The organism is Gemmatimonadota bacterium, assembly GCA_041390105.1.
Lineage (GTDB): Bacteria > Gemmatimonadota > Gemmatimonadetes > Longimicrobiales > Gaopeijiaceae > JAGQIF01.
In genome coordinates this window covers 1,498,802-1,522,491 of record JAWKQO010000001.1, presented here as the reverse complement: position 1 = coordinate 1,522,491, position 23,690 = coordinate 1,498,802, and the positions used below count along the sequence as shown (strand labels likewise).

19 protein-coding genes are annotated in these 23,690 nt (G+C 68.3%); 6 read left to right on the top strand and 13 right to left on the bottom strand.

From position 1 onward, the window contains the following. Nucleotides 1-3: 3 nt before the first annotated feature. Nucleotides 4-372, top strand: a complete 369-nt coding sequence (locus R3E10_06770) for a DoxX family protein (protein ID MEZ4415440.1) — start codon at nucleotides 4-6, stop codon at nucleotides 370-372. A 63-nt stretch (nucleotides 373-435) separates the two neighbouring features. Here R3E10_06770 and R3E10_06765 read toward each other — a convergent pair whose 3' ends face one another. Continuing rightward, on the bottom strand, nucleotides 436-3,612 hold the full coding sequence (locus R3E10_06765) for a glycosyl hydrolase (protein MEZ4415439.1): 3,177 nt from the start codon (nucleotides 3,610-3,612) through the stop codon (nucleotides 436-438). 306 nt (nucleotides 3,613-3,918) lie between these two features. Here R3E10_06765 and R3E10_06760 point away from each other — a divergent pair, with 306 nt between their 5' ends. Next, the gene (locus R3E10_06760) at nucleotides 3,919-4,338 is read left to right on the top strand and encodes a CBS domain-containing protein (GenBank protein ID MEZ4415438.1); all 420 of its coding nucleotides are present in this window, start codon (nucleotides 3,919-3,921) and stop codon (nucleotides 4,336-4,338) included. A gap of 78 nt (nucleotides 4,339-4,416) precedes the next feature. Here the strand turns inward: R3E10_06760 and R3E10_06755 are convergent, their stop codons facing one another. Beyond that, nucleotides 4,417-5,952, bottom strand: coding sequence for an amidase family protein (locus R3E10_06755; protein MEZ4415437.1), 1,536 nt, complete (start codon nucleotides 5,950-5,952; stop codon nucleotides 4,417-4,419). A gap of 222 nt (nucleotides 5,953-6,174) precedes the next feature. Between R3E10_06755 and R3E10_06750 the strand changes: the two genes are divergently transcribed. Further along, nucleotides 6,175-8,160 (top strand): CocE/NonD family hydrolase, encoded by a 1,986-nt coding sequence (locus R3E10_06750; protein ID MEZ4415436.1) that lies wholly within the window; start codon nucleotides 6,175-6,177, stop codon nucleotides 8,158-8,160. 10 nt (nucleotides 8,161-8,170) lie between these two features. Here the strand turns inward: R3E10_06750 and R3E10_06745 are convergent, their stop codons facing one another. Both R3E10_06745 and R3E10_06740 read right to left on the bottom strand, forming a co-directional pair. After that, nucleotides 8,171-8,401 carry a hypothetical protein gene (locus R3E10_06745; GenBank protein ID MEZ4415435.1) on the bottom strand — a complete coding sequence of 77 codons (231 nt, stop codon included), beginning with the start codon at nucleotides 8,399-8,401 and terminating at the stop codon, nucleotides 8,171-8,173. 21 nt (nucleotides 8,402-8,422) lie between these two features. Next, nucleotides 8,423-8,725 (bottom strand): hypothetical protein, encoded by a 303-nt coding sequence (locus R3E10_06740; GenBank protein ID MEZ4415434.1) that lies wholly within the window; start codon nucleotides 8,723-8,725, stop codon nucleotides 8,423-8,425. A 170-nt stretch (nucleotides 8,726-8,895) separates the two neighbouring features. Here R3E10_06740 and R3E10_06735 point away from each other — a divergent pair, with 170 nt between their 5' ends. Both R3E10_06735 and R3E10_06730 read left to right on the top strand, forming a co-directional pair. Continuing rightward, the gene (locus tag R3E10_06735; protein MEZ4415433.1) at nucleotides 8,896-12,525 is read left to right on the top strand and encodes a M20/M25/M40 family metallo-hydrolase; all 3,630 of its coding nucleotides are present in this window, start codon (nucleotides 8,896-8,898) and stop codon (nucleotides 12,523-12,525) included. A 14-nt stretch (nucleotides 12,526-12,539) separates the two neighbouring features. Further along, entirely contained in the window at nucleotides 12,540-13,160 is a 621-nt protein-coding gene (locus R3E10_06730; protein MEZ4415432.1) for a trimeric intracellular cation channel family protein, read from the top strand. Between the two features lie 75 nt (nucleotides 13,161-13,235). Here R3E10_06730 and R3E10_06725 read toward each other — a convergent pair whose 3' ends face one another. The 7 genes from R3E10_06725 to R3E10_06695 all read right to left on the bottom strand — a co-directional run bounded on the left by R3E10_06725 (nucleotide 13,236) and on the right by R3E10_06695 (nucleotide 21,829). Next, entirely contained in the window at nucleotides 13,236-15,644 is a 2,409-nt protein-coding gene (locus R3E10_06725) for a DUF5916 domain-containing protein (GenBank protein MEZ4415431.1), read from the bottom strand. Nucleotides 15,645-15,815: 171 nt separating this feature from the next. Beyond that, nucleotides 15,816-17,138, bottom strand: a complete 1,323-nt coding sequence (locus R3E10_06720; GenBank protein MEZ4415430.1) for a hypothetical protein — start codon at nucleotides 17,136-17,138, stop codon at nucleotides 15,816-15,818. Continuing rightward, on the bottom strand, nucleotides 17,119-17,847 hold the full coding sequence (locus tag R3E10_06715) for an ABC transporter ATP-binding protein (GenBank protein ID MEZ4415429.1): 729 nt from the start codon (nucleotides 17,845-17,847) through the stop codon (nucleotides 17,119-17,121). The genes R3E10_06720 and R3E10_06715 overlap by 20 nt, the downstream gene beginning before the upstream one ends. Nucleotides 17,848-17,860: 13 nt before the next feature. Further along, entirely contained in the window at nucleotides 17,861-19,102 is a 1,242-nt protein-coding gene (locus R3E10_06710; protein ID MEZ4415428.1) for an FtsX-like permease family protein, read from the bottom strand. After that, the gene (locus tag R3E10_06705; protein ID MEZ4415427.1) at nucleotides 19,102-20,394 is read right to left on the bottom strand and encodes an FtsX-like permease family protein; all 1,293 of its coding nucleotides are present in this window, start codon (nucleotides 20,392-20,394) and stop codon (nucleotides 19,102-19,104) included. Before R3E10_06705 ends, R3E10_06710 begins: the two co-directional genes overlap by 1 nt. Nucleotides 20,395-20,396: 2 nt before the next feature. Further along, a complete protein-coding gene (locus R3E10_06700; protein MEZ4415426.1) occupies nucleotides 20,397-21,185 on the bottom strand; it encodes an outer membrane lipoprotein-sorting protein in 789 nt (262 codons plus the stop codon). Further along, nucleotides 21,182-21,829 (bottom strand): TetR/AcrR family transcriptional regulator, encoded by a 648-nt coding sequence (locus R3E10_06695; GenBank protein ID MEZ4415425.1) that lies wholly within the window; start codon nucleotides 21,827-21,829, stop codon nucleotides 21,182-21,184. Before R3E10_06695 ends, R3E10_06700 begins: the two co-directional genes overlap by 4 nt. Nucleotides 21,830-21,952: 123 nt before the next feature. Between R3E10_06695 and R3E10_06690 the strand changes: the two genes are divergently transcribed. Next, on the top strand, nucleotides 21,953-22,216 hold the full coding sequence (locus R3E10_06690) for a hypothetical protein (protein ID MEZ4415424.1): 264 nt from the start codon (nucleotides 21,953-21,955) through the stop codon (nucleotides 22,214-22,216). A gap of 99 nt (nucleotides 22,217-22,315) precedes the next feature. On the opposite strand, the gene R3E10_06685 is transcribed toward R3E10_06690, so the two are convergent. Together R3E10_06685 and R3E10_06680 are read right to left on the bottom strand one after the other, a co-directional pair. Continuing rightward, entirely contained in the window at nucleotides 22,316-22,714 is a 399-nt protein-coding gene (locus tag R3E10_06685; GenBank protein ID MEZ4415423.1) for a hypothetical protein, read from the bottom strand. Nucleotides 22,715-22,932: 218 nt separating this feature from the next. Next, nucleotides 22,933-23,643 (bottom strand): hypothetical protein, encoded by a 711-nt coding sequence (locus tag R3E10_06680; GenBank protein MEZ4415422.1) that lies wholly within the window; start codon nucleotides 23,641-23,643, stop codon nucleotides 22,933-22,935. Between the last annotated feature and the right edge of the window lie 47 nt (nucleotides 23,644-23,690).

Below are 23,690 nucleotides of genomic sequence, written 5' to 3'. Positions count from 1 at the left end.
GCCTTGCCCAAGGTAGGTCGCGTCCTGTATGCCGTCCCGCTGGCTGTCTTCGGACTACTTCACTTCATGAACGGTCCAGCGATGGCCGGCATGGTCCCCATTCCGGGCGGGGTCGTCTGGGTCTACCTGACGGGCCTGGCCCTGATCGCGGCAACCGCCGCGATCGTCACCGGGAGGGAGGCCGTGCTGGCTACCCGGCTTCTCGGGGTGATGCTGCTCATCTTCGCCGTCAGCATCCACCTGCGTGGTGTCCTGGGTGCGGCCGATGAGATGGCGATGGCTGCGTCCATGGGCAATCTGCTCAAGGACACGGCGTTGGCCGGCGCCGCCTGGTTCATGTCGGGCGCGGTGGGTCAGAGGCGATCGGAGTGACGTTCCCGCGGGGTCCCGCGGGTGGGTGGGCCGGCAGGCACGCTGCCTGCCGGCACCGGGCCGTCAGCTCACCACCCGCCTTCCCACCTCTACTGCCTTCACGCCGAGGGAATCCAGCAGCTCGTTGAAGCCGCCGACGCCCGGACCCAGAATCCAATCGATGCGGGAGCGGTAGGTGCGCCACTCCTCGGTGAGCTCCCGGAACTGATCGAGCATCCCCTGCGTGGGGGCCCCGGGCATGCCATCCACCGCGCTTCGCAGGTAGAGGAAGAACTGGTTGAGGCGCGTGGGGAAGACGGTCGGATCCTGGCCGGTGGTCCAGTTCCGGTTGACCAGCATCGAATCGACGGCCTGGATGCTGTCTGCGAGCATGCGGGCGGCCGCTTGAATGGTGTCGCGGCGCGGGTGTTCCTTGGTTCGGTCCACGGCGCCTTCGACCTGCGCGTTTACTCCCTGCAGCGTGTTCACGCTCTGGTGCAGTGCGACCAGCTCGTCCCGAATCTGCTGGGCCAGTCGGTCACGCGCGGCGTGGTCCGCCGCGTTGACCTCGGCGGCCACTTGCGGCACGTCCATCACCCGCACGCTGGTCTCGAGCTGTTCCCGCTCGCCCAGCGACAGCACCACGCGGTATTGCCCCGGTGGGACCATGCGTCCCGCCCGTGATCCGAACGTGAACAGCCCCTCCACGTTGGGCACCGTCTCGTGCCGCAGGTTCCACGCGACCCTGTTCATGCCCGCCTTCACGTCCAGTCGGCTGGGGGCGTCGGGCTCGTCCCCGGGTCGGGTGGTGAACGTACGGATGAGCGTTCCCTCTGCGTCGAGGAACTGCAGCGTGATGGGCGCAGCAGTGGCGCTGGTGTCGATTGCGCTGGCGGCCAGCTTGAAGTGCACGACCACGCCGCTGGGCGGGTTCGAACCCACCGCGCCGCGGCCGCCACCGAAGCCTCCTCCGCCCGGGAACTGGCGATAGGTGTCCCGCGGCTGGAACAGCCACGCGTCGGCGGCAGCGATCTCGGCCCGAGCGGCGTGCAGCTGACGGATCGGAGAGAGATCGTCCAGCACCCAGAACGCGCGCCCCTGCGTCGAGGCGAGAAGATCACCCTGGTGCACCTTGAGATCGGTGATCGGGGTCAGAGGGAGGCCCAACTGCAGGCTCTGCCAATGCGCTCCATCATCGAACGAGACGAAGATTCCGAGCTCGGTACCCAGATACAGCAAGCCCCGGCGCTCGCTGTCTTCACGGATCACGCGCACCCAGTGCTCGGCCGGGATCCCGTCCGCGATGGCGGTCCAGGTGCGCCCGAAATCCGTGGTCTTGTACGCCATGGGTGCGAAGTCGTTGAACTTGTAGCGCGTCACCGCGATGTAGGCGGCGCCTGCCTCGTGCGGACTCGCCTCCACGGCGTTGATCATGGCCTCCGGCAGGGCGGGCGTGACGTTGGTCCATGTACGACCCCCGTCCTGGGTCACCTGCACCAGCCCGTCGTCCGAGCCCGTCCAGATGACATTCCGGTCCACCGGCGACGGGGCGATCGTGTAGATGGTGCCGTAGACCTCGCCGCCTGCGCCCTCGTTGGTGATCGGGGTTCCGCCCGGGCCCTGCTTGGTCTCGTCGTCCCTGGTCAGGTCTGGACTGATCTCGGTCCAGGAGGTGCCGCGATCCCGGGACATGAGCAGGTGGTTGCCGCCGTGGTAGAGCACGTTGCCATCGAACGGGCTCACCACGATGGGCGCGTTCCAGTTGAACCGGTAGCGCATGTCCTTGGGTTGGATCGAAGCCGGCATGCCGGGACGTACCTGCACGTTCCGACTCGTCTGCAGGAGGTCGTCGATCTCGTTGATCTGTCCCAGATAGCACCCACCGTACTGGAAGCGGGGCCGATCCGGGTCGAACGCCACCCACGCGCTCTCACAGCCCGCCGAGGCGCGGAAGTCCTCGGGCCCGATGGCTCCGTCGAAGTCGCGACTCTTGATGGCGACGCTGGTGTTGTCCTGTTGGCCGCCGTAGATCCAGTAGGGGACCCGATTGTCGGCGTTGACGCGATAGAACTGGGCGGTGGGCTGGTTCATGATCGACGACCAGCTCTCTCCGCCGTTGAAGGTGATCTCCGCGCCGCCGTCGTCGGCCAGGATGAGGTTGTCGGGATCGCCCGGGCGGATCCACAGGTCATGCGTGTCTCCGTGGCCGACCGACACCGAGCTGAAGGTTCGGCCGCCGTCGATCGACTTCCAGAGCGGTGCGTTCAGCGCGTAGACTGTGTTCTCGTCGTTGGGGTCGGCGAAGATCTCCATGTAGTACCAGGGCCTGGAGCGCAGACCCCGCACGTTGTTGACGCGGCGCCAGCTCGCACCGGCATCGTCGGAACGGAAGACCCCACCCTCGGGCTCGGCTTCCACGATCGCGTAGACGATGTCTGGATTGGCGCCCGACACGCTCACGCCGATCTTGCCCATCAGGGCTGGGAGCCCGCGCTCCAGCTTCGCCCACGTGGTCCCGGCGTCGGTACTCTTCCAGAGACCGCTGCCGGGCCCCCCGGAGCGCACCTCCCACGGCTCACGCACATGATCCCAAAAGGCCGCGTAGAGGATGCGCGGGTTGGCCGGGTCCATGCTGAGCTCACTGGCGCCCGCGGTCTCGCTGACGTAGTGGACCTTCTCCCAGGACGTGCCCCCGTCCAGGGAGCGGTAGATGCCCCGCTCCGCGCTGGGGCCATAGGGAGCTCCCTGCGCGGCGACATACACCACGTCCGGATTCTGGGGGTGGACCACGATGCGGCTGATGGCCCGTGTGCTCGTGAGGCCCAGGTGCGTCCAGGTCTTGCCCGCATCCGTGGACCGGTAGACGCCATCGCCGTGGCTGGTGGTCACGCCGCGCGGCGCATGCTCACCCATGCCCAGGTAGACGACGTTGGGGTCGGAGGGAGCGACGGCGATCGCGCCCACGCTCGCGGTGCTGATCTGACCGTCGCTGATGTTGGTCCAGGTGATGCCTGCGTCGCTGGTCTTCCACACGCCGCCGCCCACTCCGCCGAAATAGTAGGTCTGTGGCTGATCGCGGACCCCTGCGACGGCGACGGAGCGTCCGCCCCGGAATGGCCCGACCAGCCGCCAGGCCATCGTGGAATACAACGCCGGGTCTGCCACGGGGGATTCCGTCCGAGCCGCACGTTGCGCCGATCCGCTGGCCGGCAGGAACCCGAGGAGCACGAGGCTCGCGAGGAACGGTGGGAGTCGCGTCACGAGAGACGGGTCCTGGAGATTGGGGAATGCAGGGAAGCGGAGCAGCTCGGCCTCCCGTGCGTCCGAGGGTGGTTCGTCCCCTCGGTCGGGGGATCCGGGGCAACCTGTGGGGGCCGCCGGTGCGGGGCAACGGCGAGGGGGGCGGGGGGCGAGGAAACCCGGCTTGGTCGTTGCACGATAAGGCGGTTCCTTCAGGCTGCGTCGGGTTCTGCCGAAACTCTACCGAGAGGCACCGGCCACTGCCCGAGCGCGGAAGGCGTGCTCGGGAGCGCCGGGGCGATCGGGGCCGGAAAGGAGCCCAGGCACGTGAAGGTCAAGGACGTGATGTCCCGGAAGGTGTTCAGCATCCGGGTGGACAAGAAGGCGTTCACCGCCCGTCAGATCATGGACTGGGCGCACATCCGGCACGTTCCCGTGGTGGATCGTGCCAACCGTGTCGTCGGCGTCGTGAGCCACCGCGACGTGCTTGAAGCGTCGGTCTCGTCACTGACCGAGCATGGGCCGCGTGTGGACGCGGACCGGCCACTGATGGACGCTCCCATCGTGGCGCTCATGCACAAACCCGCGCGCACCACCGTGCCAGACGCCACGGTGGCCGAAGCCGCTCGCATCATGCTCGATGAGCATCTGGGGTGCCTTCCCGTCGTTGAAGGGGACGTACTGGTGGGCATCGTCACCGAGGCGGACCTGCTGCGGGTCCTGGTGGAGTGCCCCAACGCACGTTGAGCGAAGCGCGCACGCCCTACTGCGCCGGCGTCGCGGGCCAGCGGTGCCGTCGTCGTCATCCACGGTCGGCTGCAGGCGTCAGCGGATGCGCTCCCCACGCAGCGGCGGAGTGAGCGCCGGGTCGCGACGGGCCTGCGTGCGTTGTTCGAACGCGTAGCCCAGGGCCAGGAGGCGCGGCTCGCTGAATGGCCGCCCCAGAAAGCTCATCCCCACGGGCAGCAGGTCGCTGGTGAAGCCGGCCGGGACGATGAGGTCCGGGAAGCCCGTCAGGTTGGCGATGTTGGTGGCCGAGGGGCCGCCCCCCCCACCACCGGTCACCAGACCCGGGCGGGTCGCTGAGGTGGGATAGACGATCACGTCGAGACCTTCTCCGTTCATGAGACCCTCGATCAGCGTGCGCATGAGCGGCAGCGCATGGTCGCGGACGGACACGTATTCGGCGTCCTGCAGGGTGCCGCTGTCCTCCTCCTGGAGGAACAGTCCCCACCGCGTGGGATTGGGCTGCTGGCCTTCCGGCGTGGGCGAGGTCAGTCGTTGCGAGCGCTCGATCATCTCGGCGAGCGTACGAGGGTAGCCCGCGTCCAACGTCGACAGGTAGGTCGGGATCTGAGCCCGGAACTCCCGCCAGCGGATGGTCGTGTACCACTCCTCCTTGGACTGGAGCAGCCAGCGGGGAAGGCGAACGTCCACCACGGTGGCGCCGGCGTCGCGCATGGCTTGCAACGACGCCTCCATGATCCAGTCCACTTCGGCGTCCTGGCCGAAGAAGTCGCGGGCCACCCCGATACGGGCTCCTGCCAGCGCTTTGGCGTCGAGAAACGATGTGAAGTCGACTCGGCTCGAGCCGGCGCCCGTCTGGGTGACCGGGTCGGCCGCGTCCACGGCGGTCACGACGTTCAGGACCGCGGCAATGTCCGCCACCTGGCGAGCCATGGGGCCCGGCACGTCGAACGAAAGCGCCAGCGGGACGATTCCGTCTCGACTGAGCAGCCCCATCGTCGGCTTCAGGCCCACGATGCCGTTGGCGGTCGACGGGCCCCGCACGGAGCCCCCCGTGTCCGTTCCGAATCCGATCGGTGCGTAGGCGGCCGCGATGGCGACTCCCGTCCCTCCCGACGATCCCGAAGGGGAGCGGCTGGGGTCGTGCGGGTTCCTCATGGGGCCAGCCACCGAGCTCAACGTGACGCCCGAGGCGAGCTCGCTCAGGTTGACCTTGGCGAGCACGATGGCGCCGGCGGCCCGCAGCCGTTGCACGAGGAAGGCGTCGTCGGGGGGGATCGAGCCCAGCAGCAGGGACGACCCGGCCGTGGTGGGCAGGTCGGCCGTGTCGATGTTGTCCTTGAGCACAACCGGAATGCCGTGGAGCGCGGAGCGCGGTCCGCGTTCACGGCGCTCCCGATCCAGCGCCCGAGCGGTCTCGAGTGCGTGCGGGTTCAGCCAGAGGACGGCACCCAGCGCTGGACCCGCGGCATCATAGGCCTCGATGCGCGCCAGGGACATGCGCACGAGGCGTTCGGCGGTCAGGGTGCCAGCCTCGAAGGCCGCGTTGAGGTCGGCAATCGATGCGCTGGCCAAGCCGTCTGTGGTCTGAGCGCAGAGAGGAGTGGTGCCCATCACCCAGACGAGCAGGACGTGGGCTGCTCCGCCTGTCCACCTGCCGGTTCGGCCACCTCCCATCCTGTGCCTGGGGCCATGGGACCGGCGTGCGGTGGGGCTTCGGCTCATCGGTGCCACCTCCAGGTGCGGGAACGAGGAAATCCCGGCACAATACGCCCCGTGCGTGCCCGTGGACGAGAGGCGCGCAGCCCCGACCCCACTGGACACGGAGCCTCGCCCATGCGCGACCCTCTTTCGGGCGCCTTCTCTCGACGCGAATTCAACCGCCGGCTGGGTCTGGCGGGGGCCGGGTTCGCGCTGTTCGGGCCCGGCGCCTGCGCGCGCGCCGGTGGGGATGCCGCCGACGCTGACTACGAGACCGCCCGCGAGCTGGACATCATGGTGCCCATGCGCGACGGCATCCGGCTGGCGACCGACATCCACCGACCGGCCCGCGACGGGGTGCCTGTGGAGGGTCGCTTCCCGGTGCTGCTCGAACGCACGCCCTACGGGAAACACCTGCCGAGCCGCTCCGAGGTACGGGCGGGCGCGGTGGACGATCCCTGGTCTCGAGCGCAGGTGGCCGACTACTTCGTGCGCCTCGGCTATGTGGTCGTCTACCAGGACGTGCGCGGGCGCTACGGGTCGGAGGGAGCCTATGTGAAGTACCTGGACGATGCGCCCGACGGCTACGACACGTGCGCGTGGATCCTGGAGCAGTCCTGGTGCGACGGATCCATCGGTACCAAGGGACTCTCGTACGCCGCGCACACCCAGGGTGCCCTGGCCAGCGCCGGCGCACCTGGCGTCGCCGCCATGTTCGTGGATTCGGGTGCCTTCTCCAACAGCTACCAGGGAGGCATCCGACAGGGGGGCGCCTTCGAGCTGAAGCAGGCCACCTGGGCCTACAGCAACGGCCTACGGGATCCCGCGGTGCAGGCCGACCCCGCTCTCAAGGCAGCGATCGAGGCAGAGGACATCCGCGCCTGGTTCGCGCGCATGCCCTGGAGCCCTGGGGACTCGCCGGTGGCGCGCATTCCGGAGTACGAGGACTACCTGTTCGAACAGTGGACGCAGGGCAACTTCGACGACTACTGGAAACAGGCGGGCATCTACGCCGAGGGGTTCTGGGATCAGTGGCCCGATTGCCCTCAGGTGCACATGAGCTCGTGGTACGATGCCTACGCGCGCACCGCGACCGACAACTTCGTCGGGCTGAGCGCGCGCAAGCGCGGACCGATCCGCTTGATCATGGGTCCGTGGACGCACGGAGATCGGTCGGAGACCTTCGCCGGGGACGTGGACTTCGGACCGGGCGCCACGGTGGACGGCAACCTGGCGGCCGACTTCTGGGAGCTACGACGCCGCTGGTTCGATCGCTGGTTGCGTGACGTGGCCAACGGCGTCGACGAAGAGCCCACGGTGCGCTACTTCCTCATGGGCGGAGGCAGCGGCCGCAAGAACGCGGCGGGCCGCATGGAGCACGGGGGCCGCTGGAAGACCGCCGACGATTGGCCGCTCCCCGACACGGCGTTCACGCGCTATTACCTGCACGGCGATGGTGGCCTCCGTACGGAAGCGCCCGCGTCGGACATGGAGCCACGGTCCTACCACTATGATCCTCGGGATCCCGTTCCCTCGATCGGAGGCACCATCACGTCCGGTGCGCCGATCATGTACGGGGGAGCGTTCGACCAGCGCGAGAGCGACGCCGTCTACGGGGCGAAGCCCCCCTTCACCCGCCTCGCCGACCGCCCCGACGTGCTGGTGTTCCAGACCGACCCGCTCCGCGAGGACGTCGAGATCACCGGTCCCATCGAAGTGAAGCTCTGGGTCAGCTCGGATGCGCCGGACACCGACTTCACCATGAAGCTGGTCGACGTCCATCCCCCGAACGAGGACTACCCGGAGGGGTTCGAGATGAACATCACGGACGGGATCCTGCGGGCGCGCTACCGGGACTCGTGGGAGAGTCCCTCCCTGATGGAGCCTTCACGCGTCTACGAGATCCGCATCGCGCCGTTTCCCACCTCGAACCTGTTCGTCGCCGGGCACCGGATCCGTCTGGACATTTCGAGCTCCAACTATCCGCACTTCGATCTGAACTTCAATACCGGAGAGCCCGAGGGTCAGGCAACGGGGTCTCGGGTGGCTCGCAACACGGTGTACCTGGACGCGGCGCGCCCCTCTCACGTCGTGCTGCCCATCGTGCCTTCGCTGCGCTGATCCGCCGCCCTCAGCGGATCGGTTTCAGGTGAGCCACCATGGCGAGGGTGCCGGCATCGCGACCGTCGACCAGCACGCGGGCGCCCGCGCCGGCAAAGTGGTAGCGGGCGCCGGTGATGGGTCCGTACAACGTCAGGGGCCCCGTCCCCAGGTACTCGTAGAGCACGTGTTCGCGCCGGATCGGGATGGAGGTCGGCGTCTCCGTCCGCGGGCTTGCCCTATGTCCACCGCAGCAAGACATCGTTGTTCGCTCCGTTGAGATTCAAACGTGAGGCCCGCGCAGGAGGCGGGTCTCGATCAGGATTGCGCCGGCCGACAGCGCCAACCACACGAACAGGCGCGACGTCCAAGGCCCTCCCCAGAGCCAGGCGCCCGGCAAAGACACCCAGAGGCTCAGACAGAAGAAGCAGTCGAAGGCCTCACCGATTCCCAGGCGCGCGACCACGGCCCGTAGTCGTGTGAACACACCCCAGGGACCGTGCTCCAGGTGAAGCAGGTGCGTCAGCCGCCACACGGCCAGCACGGCCACTGTGAAGGTCCAGGGCGAGGGGAGGCCCTCAACCACGGGAACGGCTCCGCCGGGCGATCATCAGTTCCATGTCCCATGGAGGCGTAGCGTCCCGCAGGGACCGGCCAGAGCAGGACACCCGAGCGCCCGGAATTGCGTAGTTTGTGGGACCCCGCGCCCCGGGTGGCGGCGTCGGGCGGGGCCTGAACCAGAGGAGCCTCAAGGGCGTGAGCAAAGACGACGGGTTGCCGGAGATCCCTTCCTGGGAGGAGCTGGGCATCTCCCCGGAGGAGCTGAAGGAGCTCGAAGACGAGTTGGCCAAAGAGGAGGCGGGGGCAGCAGGCCCCCGGGCCGCTGGGGGTGACTCGGCTGCGGCCCCCTCCAAGGCCGGCTCGGCCCCTCCCGAGAAGAAACCTGCGGCGCCACCCCGCGGTCCTGCGCGCGCGCGCGCGTCGGAGCCGCCGTCTTCGCCGAAGGCAGCCAAGCGGCGCTTCTGGCAGCGCCGCTCCGCCTCGTCGGGCGAGGGCGCCGCGGCCTCGTCGAGGGCAGGGAAGGCTCGTCCGTCCGGACCGGCTTCGCCGCCGCCTCCTGAGACCGGGGCTACGCCACCGTCGCCCCGGCTGCGTGGTCCGCTCACCGTCCTGCTGCTTCTGGGCCTGGCCTGGATGGCAAGTTCGACGCGTTCCATCCCCGGACCCGTCGCGGCGGACGCACCCGATTCGGTCTTTTCGTCGGAGCGCGCGTTCCAGCACCTGGAGCGCATCGCCCGCGCCGCCCATCCGCCGGGCTCACCAGAGCACGCCGCCGTTCGTGAGTACCTGGTCACCACGTTGCGGGGGATGGGGCTCGATCCCGAGGTGCAGACCACAACGGAGGTGATTGGTCGCGGGTCACAGGCGCGCGCCGCCACCGTGCGCAACATCGTCGCGCGGATGCCTGGTACCGGCGCGCCAGGCGCGGTGCTGGCCACGGCCCACTACGACGGGCGCGAGGTCTCCCATGGAGCCGGGGACGACGGCACCGGCGTGGTGGCACTGCTGGAGGCTGTGCGGGCGCTCCGAACCGGACCGCCGTTGGCACACGACGTGATCCTCCTCATCACGGATGCGGAGGAGCTCGGTTTGATCGGTGCTCGTGCTTTCGTGAACCAGCATCCCTGGATGCAGGACGTCGCGGTCGCGCTTTCGTTCGAGATGCGGGGTGGGGGAGGGCCGGCGATGATGTTCGAGACCGGCATCGACAACGGCTGGATCGTGGAGCAGTATCGGGCGGCCTCTCCGGCGCCCGCGACCAACTCGCTTTCCTTCGAGGTCTACAAGCGACTCCCCAACGACACCGACTTCACGCCCTTTCGCGAGGCCGGCACGCAGGGGCTCAACTTCGCGGCGATCGGACGCGCGCACCTCTACCACCAGGAATACGATCGACCGGAGAATCTGTCGCACGCGACGCTGCAGCATCACGGTGTGCAGGCGCTGGCGCTGCTCCGTCACCTGGGGAACGCCGACCTGAGCGCTCTGGACGCGCCGGACCGCGTCCACTTCTCTCTTCCGTTCGTGGGCGTGCTGACCTACGCCCCCGTCTGGTCCTGGGTCTTGAGCGCGGCCCTCCTGCTCCTGTTCGTCACCTTGGGGTTGCTCGGGCAACGCGCGGGCCTGCGCATGGGCGGGGTGGCCTTGGGGACGCTCCTCAGCGTGCTGGCCGTCATGGGTTCGGCCGCCATCGGCTGGGCCCTCCTGCAGTGGCTACCCCGCTTCCATCCAGAAGCCGGGCACCTGCACGGGAGCATGTTCCACTCGGAAGGGCCGTACGTCTTGGCGCTCGCTCTGGCGGTGACAGGCTTCACTCTCGTGTTGACGGCGGTGGGTCGTCGCCTCGCTTCGGTAGGTGAGCTTGCCCTGGGCGCATCCATCCTCCCCATGCTTTCGGCCGTGGCCCTGGGTGTCGTGGCACCCATGGGTGCCATGAACCTGCAGTGGCCGGCCCTGGCCATGTTGCTGGCGGCCGCCGTGGCGCTGCGGGTCGGCCGCGGTGTGCGTCCGGGTTGGGTACGGTGGATCCTGTGGCTGGCGTTGTCGGTTCCGGTGCTGGCCTTTGGCGTGCCCCTGGTGGAGCTGCTGTGGCTGGCCATGAGCTTTGGCCTCGCGGCGGCGCTCGGCGGACTGATCGCCCTCTTTGCGCTCATGCTGTGGCCGTTGTTGGACCTGGCCCGTGAGCCGAACGGCTGGTGGAGTACCACCGTCGCCATCGTCGCGGCGGCTGTGCTGATCGGCGTGGGGCTGGCCCGTGCTCGCCCCAGCCCGGACCGTCCGCTTCCGTCGACGCTGCTCTACGTCATGGACCGCGGGGACGGCTCGGCGGTTTGGGCCATGGACCCGGCCGCGCGCGCGGCGGACGCTACGGCACGGGCCGATCTGATCTGGGAGCGGGAGAAGGGGGGTGTTCCCGACACGGTCCGCGCACTTCCGGCGGTATTGCCCGCCCAACTTCAGTACGCGACCTCTCCAGCGCCGCCTGTGGGCGCGGCGCCCATCGAAGTGGCGTTGGTCACGGACTCTGCGCGGAGTGGAGCGACGGCGCCGATCCAGGTGCGCGTACGTTCGGCGCTGGGCGCCGAGGCCCTACGCTTCCAATTCCCCGAGGGCGGCGTGCGCCCCCTGGCGATCAACGGCCAGCCGCTTTCGGGGATGCCCGGCCTGACCACCGTGGATCACTGGGGCACGCCGGCAGCGGACGCCGTGGTTCTCGATCTCGATCCGGTGTCCATTCGTGGCCCCGTTTTGTTCACCGTGGTCGAGACGCTGCTGCGGCCGGAGGAGTTGCTCGGCGCACAGGCCTTCGCCCGGCCGCCCGAGTTGGCTCCGGACATCACGCGGTACAGCGACCGCGCGCTGATCCGCACCCCCGTTCAGATCGACCTGTCCACCCGGGGCGTCACGCTGGGCACCGGGGGAGTGGCCCAGGCGCCCGCGGCAGGACCCGCGCCCACGCTCGAGCCCGAGGTCGCGGTCGAGCTGTTCGCGCGCGACCGGATCTCCACGGTCGATCCCGAGTTCGCGACGACGTTCAGCCCGGATGGACGGACGCTCTATTTCAATCGCACCGATGCACGCCGCCAGCGCTTTGCGCTGCTGGCCTCGCTGCTGAGGGGCTCGACCTGGAGCGACCCCGAGCCGGTCCCCTTTGCCGCGGCGGACGGACGCGACATCGACCCGTTCGTCGCGCCGGATGGCGATCGGATCTGGTTCAGCTCCGATCGACCGCGCGCCGGCACTTCCGTGTCTTCGTTTTCCACCTGGTACGTGGAACGGACAGCTACCGGTTGGAGCGCGCCCATCGATCCAGGAGTGCCGTTCAACTCCGACTCCGCCGACGTGTTCGTATCGCAGGCCCGCGACGGAACGGTGGTCTTCAGTTCGACGCGCAGCGGTCCCCGCCGAGTCTACCAGACGCATCCCGAGCGCGATGGTTGGGCGGAGCCCGTGGCACTCCGCTTCGGATCACTGGAGGAGGCCAGCAACCCACTGATCGCGCCGGACGGTTCGTTCATCCTGCTCAGCCTGGTGGGACCTACCGAAGCGGCGCCGGACCTCTACGTCACGTGTCGAGGGCCGGACGGCGACTGGGAGGCGCCCCGGCGCCTCCCGGATGGAATCAACTCGCCCTTCGCCGAGTTCGCGCCCGCCCTGCACCCGGTCGATGGGGCCCTCTATTTCACCTCGGAGCGGCCCGGAATCCTGGGACCCGTGCCGGATTCGATCCGCCCGCCCGGCGACCTGTATCGCGCGGACCCGACGTGGCGGGTTCCCTGTGACACCACGGGGCGAAGTCGGGAACCCGTTCCCGGCGTTCCCTGACCCCGGCTTCGCTCATGACTCCCGCGTCCCTCTTCGATCTGATCGAGCTGGCGGCCGTTCTGTCCGCCGGGTTGTTCGGCGTGCTGCTCGCACGCAAAAAGGGGATGGACTTCGTCGGCGTCTTCTCCGTGTCCTGTATCATCGCCTTCGGAGGAGGAACGCTCCGCGACCTCTTCCTGGACCGTACCCCCCTCTTCTGGATCGGAAGCCCCGAATACCCGGTGCTGATCTTCGTGCTGTCGCTGCTTGCCTCCGTCCTGCGTTTTCCAGAAGAGAGCCGGCTGATCCGCTGGCTGTTCGTCCCGGACGCCCTCGGGCTCGGCCTTTTCAGCGCGCTGGGCGCCGGGTATGCGCTGGCCGCCGGCACCTCGTTGTTCGTGGCCTCGCTGCTGGGGGTCATCACCGGGACCTTCGGGGGCGTCCTGGGTGACATCGTCTCGAACGAGATCCCCAGCCTGTTCCGCTCGGGAACTACGCTCTACGCCACCTGCGCTTTTGTCGGGAGCTGGGTCTTTCTGGTGTTGCAGGTGGCTGGTGTGCCCGAGCCCTGGCCGGTCACGGCCGGGATCGTCACCACGGTCTCGATGCGGTTGGGGGCAGTGCTCGGGGAGTGGCACCTGCCGGCACTGCGCTGACCGGGGTCGGTCGGCCCCCGGAGGGAGGGCCGCCCCCGCGCCGAGCGTCCGAGGCGGTTCGCCTGAGGGCGGACCCTACATCCGCAGGCGGTAGCTCACCTTCACGAAGAGGCCGTCGGCTTGGGTGGCCAGGTCGCGGAAGCGGAAGCCCAGGCTGTCGCGCATCTGACGCGAATACCCCGCGAACAGCACGGTGCCGGGCGAGGGTTCATACCCGAGCAGTGCCTCCACCGAGACATCGTAGGCGCTCGAACCGTCCTGCAGGGAGCACACGCCGTCGGCACAGAAGGAGAGCGACAGCCCGCTACTCGGGTCACGCACCGGCCCGCGTTCCTGGCTGGCGTACTCGGCGATGGCGCGCAGGAAGAGAGCGCGGCTGAATTGATACCGTGCCTGCAGGCGTGGCAGGGTGGCCGTCGAGTAGACGCTGCCATCCCGGTCCCGAACCAGACGGACGTGTCGCAGTCCCACCTCGGTCGTGAGTGAGGCGGTGGGATAGACCGCGACGTTCAGGTCACCGCTCCAGCTCTGCCCACGGTCTGCGGGCAGGCCCAGCGCTCGGTCGAAGATGGGGGTTTCGCTCCAGGAGGCGCCGCCGTTGAGACGGACGCGCTCCCACGAGTTCACCCAACCGCGTACCCGCACGGCATCGAGGCCCCGGAAGAGTGAGCTCCCTGGCGCGAAGGGCGCCTCCGCAGTTCCGCTCTCGTCCGTCAGGAACAACCCCTCGTAATCGGCTGCAGGATTGGCGAAGCTGGAGCGCGCCACCGAGAGGAATGCACCGACGTTGCCTCGCAGAGAAACGAAGGCGCCGAGGTCGATCTGTGATTCGACCGGGCCTCCGCCTGCCCAGAAGGCGTCGCGATCCCAGAAGCCGCTCATCCCGATGGAGGGACTCAGGCTTTCCAGCAGGGCGCCCCGCTTTCCCCGCCAGGTGTACCCTGCTCCTGCGTCCAGCTGCGTGTACCCCACGCGCCGGATGAAGCCGCTGCCTGCCCGAAAGTCGGAGGTCACGTCCTCGACGCCTGCGTCGAAGCCGAACGAGCGACCCGAGCGACCGAAGCGTGCAACCAGCAGGGATCCGACGTCGGTGTTGTTGTCGACGGCGCCGTCCGCGCTGGCCGCGGCCAGGAGATTCAGCGTGTAGCGGCCGCCCATCACGAACCGACCATCCGCGCCGACCACGCGATTGAAGTCCGCTCCGGGCCTGGTGCGATCGGTGTAGGCCAGCCCCACGGTGGAGCTGGCTCCCACGTCCTGCTTCAGGCGCACCAGATTCACGACCGGATCGTTCCCGTCACTCCCCACCTGATCCACCGCTCCCACATAGGCGACGCTCAGGTTCCCGACTTTGCCGGACACCTTGGCTGCACCCACGGGATTCGCGATCGAACGGGTGTAGACGAGTTGCTTGGGCATGGCGAACACGTCCGTGCCCTCGAGGAAGAAGGGGCGCTTTTCGGGCAGGAACACGGCGAAGCGCTCATTGACCGTGATCTGACCGGCGTCCGCTTCGACCTGACTGAAGTCGGGGTTGTAGGTTCCGTCCAGCGTGAGGTTCGACGTGAGGCCGTAGGTGACGTTCAGTCCGAAGTCCCCGATGATCGGTCCGGGCTGGAACCCCGCGCCCTCCGCGTCCAGCGCGCCCGAGCGGCTCGCGGTCACGACGGGATTGACCTCCAGGAAGAGCCCGGGGTCCAGATCGCGGAGGCCCACCAGACGCCCCGACTGGGCGAGGCGGTTGGCCTGATCGTTGGTCAGCGGCGCCCAGGACTCTTCATACCCGTTGCGCTGGATGCGGCGGACCACCTGGAAGCCCCAGTCCTGCAGCGGGTCTGCCGGGAAGCGCAGACTCTTGAAGGGGATCCTCAGCTCGACCACATACCGGTCAGGGAGCACCTGGCCGGCCGACTCCCAGACGAAGTCGGGGTTCCAGTCCACCGGGGCGCCACCTCCGCCGCCTCCCCTGCCTCCTTCCAGCCAGAGTCCGTCTCCCTGCACCCCCAGGGGATTGACCTGGAAGACGAAGGCGCGCCGCTGGTCGTTGAAGGTATCCAGCACGAAGCGCACATAGTCGTCGGAGCGGCCGTAGCTGTCCCGCTTGGCCAGAGTGGCGCGGATTCCGCCCGCCTCCTGGTCCCAGGCCTCGACCGCCAGGTACAGGGCGTCGTCGCTGACCAGGACCCTGACCTCCGTCCGCTGCGTGGCCGGTACCCCCTCCAGGGGCTCGAATTGCGTGAACCCGTGCAGGAGAGGGGCCTCCGCCCAGGCCGCCTCGTCGAGGCGGCCGTCGATGAGGAGGGCGGGTTGGGCGAACCAGGGGTTCAGGATGTCGAGCTGCAATGCCGACCCGTCGTGACTGACCGTGGTAGCCGGCACCGTCGATTCAGCCTTGGGGGTGGGCGCCGAAGGCTCGGAGTCGTCGGACAGGCCGCCTGCCTGCAGGGCCGCGGCGAGGATCAACGCAGAGGGAATCAAAGACATCGTACTCAGTGTGGGGAGATAGCTATACAAAAATTGTACAACAAATGAACAGATTGGTCCACAGGGAAGGGTGGCACCGGGGGCTCGGGGCGGCCGCAGGGGCAAGGACCGGACCGATGGAGCGGAGTGGGGCGTGGCTGCAGCGACCCCCGGGGACCGGGAACCCGAACCTCAGAAGTAGAGGGCCAAGCCGGTGTAGAAGAGCCGCCCGTATGCGCCGAACTCACTGCGGAGCAACGGAGCCGACGGGTCCAGTCGCGGCGTCTCTCCGGTGGTGAGCAGGGCCCCCGCCTGGATCCGGGCGTTCTGCCCCAGGTCGTAGGATGCCAGGGGGGTGAGGGACAGGCTGGGGTCGTCGAGGTTGGTGAGCGCGCTCAGGGCCAGGCCGAGGCGGTCCGTGGCCTGGTAGCTGAACGCCGCGCCCAGGTAGTCGCGGCCCAGCAGGTAGGTTTCCCCGCGGGCCAACTCCGGAGACTGCAGCGCCGCCAGGTAGTCGGCGGCGTCCGTGTGGCCCAGGCCGTTTCTGTGGACCTCGATCGAGGCGGACCAGGTGCTTCCCAACCGATCTGCCCCCAGGGTCCCGCGCAGGGCCCTGGCCTCGCCACCGTCCAGATCCCAGGGCGCCGCCATCTCGGCGCGCAGCTTCCAGCGGTCCAGGACTACGGCGGCGCCGGCCATCGCGATCGCCTCGCGCCAGAACTTGCCGGCCGCCAGGTAGAGGTCGGCGCGCGTAAGCTCCAAGGTCGCGCGCACCCCTCCCGAGAGGTCGCGCGCACTGCCTCGGTCCGCGATCACCAGGTCCAACTCGAGCCCGGGAGACGGATAGAGCAGGGCGCGGATGGCGTCGGTGCCGCGTTTCTCCTCGGTGTCCAGCTCGAACGGGCTGAACTGGGCCCACAGATCGGCGACGGGAAACAGCGTGGAGATTCCCCACGTGATGGCCTGACGGCCGATGGTGAGGTCGACGGCGTCCGTCCTCAGGTTGAGCGCCAGGCGATCGAGGTCGTGCCAGGCACGAAAGCGCTCTTCTTCGACGAACACCGTCTCCAGATCCAGGGAACGGCCCGGTACCGCGCTCACCCCGAACCCGGTCACTCCGGTACCGAGCCCCTGCGGCGCCGAGGAAAGCTGCACCTGCACGCGGTCGTGCACGAACAGGCGGGCGCGCTCACCCAGTCGGATCTGCCAGCGGACTCGCGCCACTTCGCCGTTGAAGGCAGAGCGCCGTTCTGCAGAGGGCGCGTCGTAGCCCAGGTCCTGCAACGCGGTCAGGGAGCGAAGATACCCGCTCCAGCTCAGGAAGGCGTCGTCGGTGGCCTGCGCCACGACCGGCGCCGCCAAGGCCGTGGCCAGCGCCAGCACCGCGGCGCAGGCGCCCAGGGGGCGCAGGCTGCGTTGTCCACGCGCGGCCGGCTGGTGCCGCCCGCGGCCCGGGCCTCTCCCGTGCGCGGGCGAGCGACACGGCGGGATTCCCTCAGAATCCAGCAGTCCCATGGTCTTCGATCAGCCCGTCACGCAACCGGATCAGGCGACGCACGCGTTCGATCACGACGGGGTCGTGACTGGAGAACAGGAACGTGGTCCCGAGCTCCCGGTTCAACTCGTCCATCAGGTCGAGCAGGCCACCCGACGTCTTGGAGTCGAGGTTGGCCGTGGGCTCGTCGGCGAGCACGATGTCCGGCCGCGTTGCCAGCGCGCGCACCACCGCCACGCGTTGCTGTTGCCCGCCGGACAGCTCGTGCGGTTTGCGGTCGATCTCCGCGGCCAGGCCGACGCGCTCGAGCAACGGAAGGACGCGCGAGCGGCGCTCCTCCGCAGACACGCCCCGCAGCAGGAGGGTGAACTCCGCGTTCTCGAAGGCCGTGAGCACCGGCACGAGATTGTACGCCTGGAAGATGAATCCGACATGGTCCAAGCGGAAATCGGCAGCCGCGCCCTTGTCCATCTCCGTGACGCGGTGACCGGCCACGTCCACCCAGCCGGCGGTGGGCTTGTCCAGGGCGCCGATGATGTTCAAGAGCGTCGTCTTGCCAGACCCGGACGGTCCCACCAATCCGCAGAACTCCCCCACTGCGATCGTCAGATCGACGCCCCGTAGGGCATGCACCGCGAGAGTGCCCTGTCGGAAGATGCGCGTAACGCCGCGGACCTCGATCTGGGGCCCGCCGGGCGTGCTTCCTCCACCAACTGGATCGCCAGTCACGTTCACCCCTCGGTCATTCGAAGAAACGCATCGCTTCGGCCGGAGCCAGGCGCGTCGCGCGCCACGCGGGATAGAGCGAGCTGGCCATGGTCGCCAGGATCACCAATCCCGTACCCACCACCCATTTCCCTAGGCGGATCTCGCTGTGCATGACCAGGTCCGCCATGTCGATGCCTGAGATCTCGATCTCGTCGAGGCCCCAGGCCGAGAGAGGGATGCCCCAGTGATTCGCGGCCAGGTGGCCAGCGAAGCCCAGGAAGAAGCCGATGGCTACGGCAAGGAACGTCATCAGCACGCTCTCGGCGAGCAGCAGGTGGGCGACTCTGCGGCCCCGGAGCCCCAGAGCCGAAAGGAGGCCCAACTCGCGCACGCGTTCCAGCACCGCCATCAGGAACGTGTTCGCGATCGAGAACAGCACCACCAGAAAGATGACAGCGAGGTAGATGTAGCCGAACGCGTCGTCGAGCTCCGTGAAGCCCACCATCTCCGGCACCGCCTGCTGCCACGAGAGGACCTCCAGGCTTTCGGTCGTGCCGGACAGCGCGGCGCGAACGTCCGAGGCCAGCCGGAAAGCATCCGCGTCCGCCTCACCGAGCACGCCGATCTGCGTGAGCATGCCGTCCATGGCCACCGCGTTGCGCGCAGCGGCCAGGCTCGTGTAGGCCACTCCTTCATCCAGTTCGCGCGAGCCGGTGGAGACGATTCCGGTAAGATGGAAGAGGGCACGAGTGACCTCCCCCTGCACGTCACTGGCTGTCAGCACGACGCGGTCGCCCAGCTCGAGCTCGAGTTCCTGGACCAGAGTGGCGCCCAACACCAACGGATCCGCCTCCGACCCCGTCAGGAACGTGCCTGCGACCAGATCGCTGGCCGGATCCCCGAGCGCCGGCTCCGCCGCCGGGTCCACGCCCAGGAACTGTACTGGCTGGGTTCCAGAGCTCGTGCTGAGCAGTCCGGTGAGTAGGATGCGGGGCAGCACGGCGCGCACCCCGGGGGCGCCGCGCACGCGCTGGAGCGCGTCGGCAGCGTCGCGGATCACCAGGTCGCTGGCCCGGGTGTCCCAGTAGTCGCGCTCGTGCACCAGCACCTGCCCCCCCGCTGCCTTGGCTGCCTCCTCGAGCATGCGGCGATGTCCGTCGTCGTTGATGCCCATCCCCACGAGCATCAACCCGTACGTGAGGGCGACGGCCGAGACCATGATCAGCGTGCGACCCCGATGCCTCCACAGATTCCGCCAGGCCATGCGCCAGAGCATCAAGTCCTCCCCGAGATTGCAGGAACGGGATCGATGCGCGCCGCCCGGTAGGCGGGCCAGAGCCCACAGAGCAACGCGAAGACCACCATCACCGCGATGGGTTGGATCAGGGCCGCAGGTCGAAGCACCGAGTACATCCGGTCCGAAAACGAGACGCCCATGTAGGAGAAGGCGACCTGGTCCGTGAAGAGTGACATGGAAAGCCCTGCGGTGGAGTGGTACCAGGCCAGCGCTCCACCCAAGATGGCGCCGATCAGCGCGCCCACCAGTCCGAGCACTGCAGTCTCGACCTGGAGGGTTCGGAACATGCGACGTGGGCGCATGCCGATGGCCATCATCACTCCGAACTCGCGGCGCCGCTCCAGCGCACTCATGCGCTGCGTGTTGAGGATGCCGACGCCGGCGACCATGTAGATCAACAGGTACATGAACCAATACGACCGTCGGAACAACACGACCATCTGGTCGATGGCGGGCAACAGTGCTTGCCAGGGCTGCACCACCAAGCGCTCGTCCTCCTGCTCGGCGGCTCCCATGGGCACCTGCTCCAGCGCGTCCAACCGTAGGGCCAGTGCGGCGGCAGTCTCGCGGGCGCGGCTGAGATCTCGGGTGCGAATGGCCAGCTCGTGGATGCTACCGTCCAACGCGGTGATGGTCGCCGCGTCGTCCAGGTGCAGGTAGACGCTCATCCGGTCCACCAAGGTGTTGCCGGTGCGAACGATCCCGACCACGCGTAGCAACTCGTTCCCGAGCGATCCGTCCGAGGCTTCGAGGAAGACGACCAACTCCGCACCGACCGCGACGCGCAACTGGCGCGCCACGCCCTCTCCGATGACGATCTCCCTCGGAGCGGGATAGGGCGGGGGGCTGGCCGCCAGCCAGCGTCCCTCCGTCACCGCGTCCGCGACGGGGGTGGTTTCGGCCTCCCGCACCGGGTCGACTCCGAGCAAGCGCACCACCTGGGAGCGCTGCTCGTTGCCGAGCAGGCCGGCTGCGAGGATCCGGGGAGAGATGGCGACCACCTCCGGGTCGGAGCGGATCGCGGTGTAGAGCGCGGTGTCGGTCGGGAAGCTCCGGTAGACGCGGGCCTTGTCGGCGTAGGCCGCCGTGTGGACCTGCACCTGCGCGGTCTCCACGGCCGTAGCGCCTTGCACCATCTGCTGCAACCAGCCCTCGTAGAATGCCAGGGTCCACACCATCAGCCCCACTGCGACTGCGATGGCCGCCAGCGTCAGGCCGCTACGCCACCGGTTCCGCGCCAGATTCCGGATTCCCAGCTTGGGCGCAACCATGGTCAATTGCCGGCGATCCGGCGCAGCCCGCGCCGCGTGAACATCTCGGCATCCACCGGGATGTTCAGTTGCAGCTGGTCATAGAGAACCTCCGTACGCTCGTCAGGCTCATCCATCGGCTGCAGCACCATCCGCATGGGAATCCTGCGGTCCGCGATCGTCTCCACGCGGTCGAATCGCATCTGGCGGGTATGCTCGTCGTCATCGTAGTAGTCTGCCTGCACCGGAACCCAACCCTCCGGGTCGAGCAGGAAGACAAGCCGGGTATAGACGACGGGCAGCTCCGGCTTGGGGATGAACGTGACCTCCAACACGCGCCGGCCCTCCAGCGTGGTCCAGCGGGCGGTGCCCGTATGGTCGTCGAGATAGCTGCTTTCGCGGAGGAGATCGTCGTTCGTGAAATGGCTCCCCATCCAGCTCTCGGAAAGCAGACCCGAGGGGATGCGAATCAACCGGTCGGCGCGCGGAGCGTAGTTCCACAGGCCCTCTTCGGTGCGCAGGGTGGCGGTGCCCGCTTCGCGCGCGGGCTCGCGGATCACGATCAACGCCTCGTCCTCGCCGCGCGACCAGGACTCCAGGGTGAGCTCACGTGTCCCCCGTCGGCGCGTCACGGTCATGGTCATGACCGCGTGTGACGACTGCGACCGATAGAGGTCGTCCAGCCGATGGACGATCTGCGGGAGATCGGGAACGGCTTGCGCCGACACGGCGTGGGGGGCCGCTCCGACGCACAGACCGATGAGTAGAAACGTGAGCCGTGCCGTGCGCCGCTCCGCGACCGAGTGCCTCATCGTCCCTCCTCCCAACCCTGGTTGTCCGCGTGCAGCATGTCGCGCATGAGGTCGATGTGTGCGTCCCCGCTGCGCAGCCGTTCCTCGTGTGTGAAGTCGTCCCAGTGCTCGAGGCGCCAACGGTCGGTGGCCGCGTCAACGGCCAGCGTGATCTCGACCAGCAGGGGCAGGGGCAAGTCGGTGCGCACGACGCCGAGGCGCTGTCCCCCCTCCAGGATGTCGTGGATGTATCTCGACATCTGGTCCAGCACTCGTCGCGCGGCTGGCGCCGCGGGACGCTCGAGATGGAACTGGTGGAAGGCGCGTAGCAGCCGGACGTACCACTCGTGGCCGCGGAGGTAGTCCATCGACCGGCGCATCATGTCGCGGAAGGACTCCCAATAGGTCTCCGCGGCCAGCGTAGCGGGGGAGGGGAAGCCCATGGCCTCCATGCCCCGGTCGAGCGCCTGCTCGATGACCGCGCCGAAGAGGTCTTCCTTGTCGTCGAAGTAGTAGTAGAGCGTCCCCTTGCTGATGCCCGCCCGTTCGATGATCCGGTTGACGGATGCGAGCGAATAGCCCTGCTGGACGAATTCGTCCGCAGCGGCGCCCAGAAGCGCCTCCTGGCGCTCGGCCGGCAACTCGGCGAACCGGGGGCGGGGCATGGGTCAGGCGTTCCTGCCCGAGCGAACAAGGGCGGCTCGGCGTCCGTAGACCTGGTGGTTAGACCACATGGTCTACTATGGTAGAGAGCGTGTTCCAAGGCAACTGTGGAGGCGACCCGACCGATGTTCACGACGGCCCAGGTCCTGATTCTGTTGGCTGCGGTGGCCGGCTCCGGCGGCATGGCCGCGGGGGCGGCCCTACTGTGGGTGCGCCTCCGCCGAGTGGAGCGGGAGCGCCTGTCCCGGGAGGTGCTGGAGGGGGAGGTGCGGGCGCTGCAGGAACACCTCGTGGCGCTCGAGGATCACGTCGAGCGGCTCGGCGCCCGCGTCGAGTTCACCGAGCGGTTGCTGAGCCCTGGAGCGGGCGGTCCCCCGACCGGCCCCTAGGCCGACGGCAACCGGCCCGGCCGATAGCCGCCCGGCCGTTCCTTCCGGGTCCTGGCGGCTCGGGCCGATCGCGCGCGGCCGGACCGGCCAGGGCGCTCCCTACCAGGTTCGGATCGAGTACGGCCGGAAGCCCGGCTCGAACCGGTCCGACGAATCGTGGATCGTCAGCTGGATCCGCTCTCCGGGGGCTACCGCCACGAAATCGGTAAGGGTGCGAGGGCCGTCCACGTTGGCAAACAGGAGCCTGAGCTTGAGCGCACCGGCGGTCGGCCGCTCGGCCGAGATGATCTGGGTGCTCAGAGCGCCAACGACGGCCGCCTCTTCGGGGGTGGGGCTACCGATCTCGACGCCGACGTCGGCATAGTCCCAGTTCCTGACCATCACCGCGATGGTGCGGGCGCCGGGACTGGGCTCCTCGAACGGGTTGGCGGCGCCGGCGTGCACACACGCCGCAAGAACTGACGTGCAGGCAAGGGATGCCCAGCTTCGGTGGATCATCGTGCCACCTCCCCCTGCAACAGGGTCGGCAATGGGAAATCGTTACAGTAACGTTACCCCATTGTGCAAGCAGTATGCGCGGCGTTCGGCTATAAAGCCAGATCCCAATCGTAACGATGTGTCACGATCGCGGGGGCGAAAGCACAAACGCGGGCGAAGAAATCCGGCTGGACGGGCCGTGATCCGCGGCCCGGCCGGCCCTTCCTACGTCGGTGCCTTCAAGAACCGGTCCTCTCCAGGAGCTCGACCCGGCCACCTCCCTGGGGCAGCCCCAGGGTGAATCCGATGCCGGAGCAGAACAGCTTGTCCTCGTGGGAGGCAGACTCCAGCCCGTTCCATTCGTCCGTGCGCACGCAGTTGGTGAAGGTGCCTGCCGGCACCACCACGGTCTCGCCCACGGCAAGGACCTTGGCCCAGTCCTCCGCCTCGCCTTCGTAGAACTCCTGTCGGTACTCCTCCCCGATGTGTTGGCCGGGGTTCGCCCACATGATGATCCCGGGAAGCGCGCCATCGACGGCCCATTCCCAGGAACCGTGCGTGGAGACGACCTGGCCGTTCTCGATCTCCTTGGAGTCCTCTCCTAGGTACCAGACGTTCCCGCTGGAATCCTGGGCGTACCAGTCGTAAGTGTCCTCGATCAGGTCGCCCTCCAGATAGACGCGGTCATGGACGACCACGGCTGAGACGCCGTTCACGGTCCGGCGCACGGTCAACATCTCGACCACCACGGTCTCGAGCCCCTCGTCGGTCTGTTGCTCGAACCGTTGGGACGATCCTGGAAGGAAGGGGAACCAGGGGTTGGTGATGTCGGCTGCCCAGTCGGTGGGGAGCACGGGGTCGTAGGGAGGGGAGGTGGGGTGCTTGTCGCAGGCGGCGACCAGTCCGCCCTGCAGCCAGGCGGTGAACAAGACAGCGCGTGAGAGTTGCATGGGAGCTCCTCCGAAGAAGGTCGTTCCCAAGAGGAGCACGCGAGCCG

Bases quoted from the DNA above. Each gene is read 5' to 3' on its own strand.
- R3E10_06755 (MEZ4415437.1), bottom strand. From the start codon at position 5,952: ATGGGCACCACTCCTCTCTGCGCTCAGACCACAGACGGCTTGGCCAGC.
- R3E10_06750 (MEZ4415436.1), top strand. From the start codon at position 6,175: ATGCGCGACCCTCTTTCGGGCGCCTTCTCTCGACGCGAATTCAACCGC.
- R3E10_06745 (MEZ4415435.1), bottom strand. From the start codon at position 8,401: ATGTCTTGCTGCGGTGGACATAGGGCAAGCCCGCGGACGGAGACGCCG.
- R3E10_06730 (MEZ4415432.1), top strand. From the start codon at position 12,540: ATGACTCCCGCGTCCCTCTTCGATCTGATCGAGCTGGCGGCCGTTCTG.
- R3E10_06725 (MEZ4415431.1), bottom strand. From the start codon at position 15,644: ATGTCTTTGATTCCCTCTGCGTTGATCCTCGCCGCGGCCCTGCAGGCA.
- R3E10_06720 (MEZ4415430.1), bottom strand. From the start codon at position 17,138: ATGGGACTGCTGGATTCTGAGGGAATCCCGCCGTGTCGCTCGCCCGCG.
- R3E10_06710 (MEZ4415428.1), bottom strand. From the start codon at position 19,102: ATGCTCTGGCGCATGGCCTGGCGGAATCTGTGGAGGCATCGGGGTCGC.
- R3E10_06705 (MEZ4415427.1), bottom strand. From the start codon at position 20,394: ATGGTTGCGCCCAAGCTGGGAATCCGGAATCTGGCGCGGAACCGGTGG.
- R3E10_06700 (MEZ4415426.1), bottom strand. From the start codon at position 21,185: ATGAGGCACTCGGTCGCGGAGCGGCGCACGGCACGGCTCACGTTTCTA.
- R3E10_06695 (MEZ4415425.1), bottom strand. From the start codon at position 21,829: ATGCCCCGCCCCCGGTTCGCCGAGTTGCCGGCCGAGCGCCAGGAGGCG.
- R3E10_06690 (MEZ4415424.1), top strand. From the start codon at position 21,953: ATGTTCACGACGGCCCAGGTCCTGATTCTGTTGGCTGCGGTGGCCGGC.
- R3E10_06685 (MEZ4415423.1), bottom strand. From the start codon at position 22,714: ATGATCCACCGAAGCTGGGCATCCCTTGCCTGCACGTCAGTTCTTGCG.
- R3E10_06680 (MEZ4415422.1), bottom strand. From the start codon at position 23,643: ATGCAACTCTCACGCGCTGTCTTGTTCACCGCCTGGCTGCAGGGCGGA.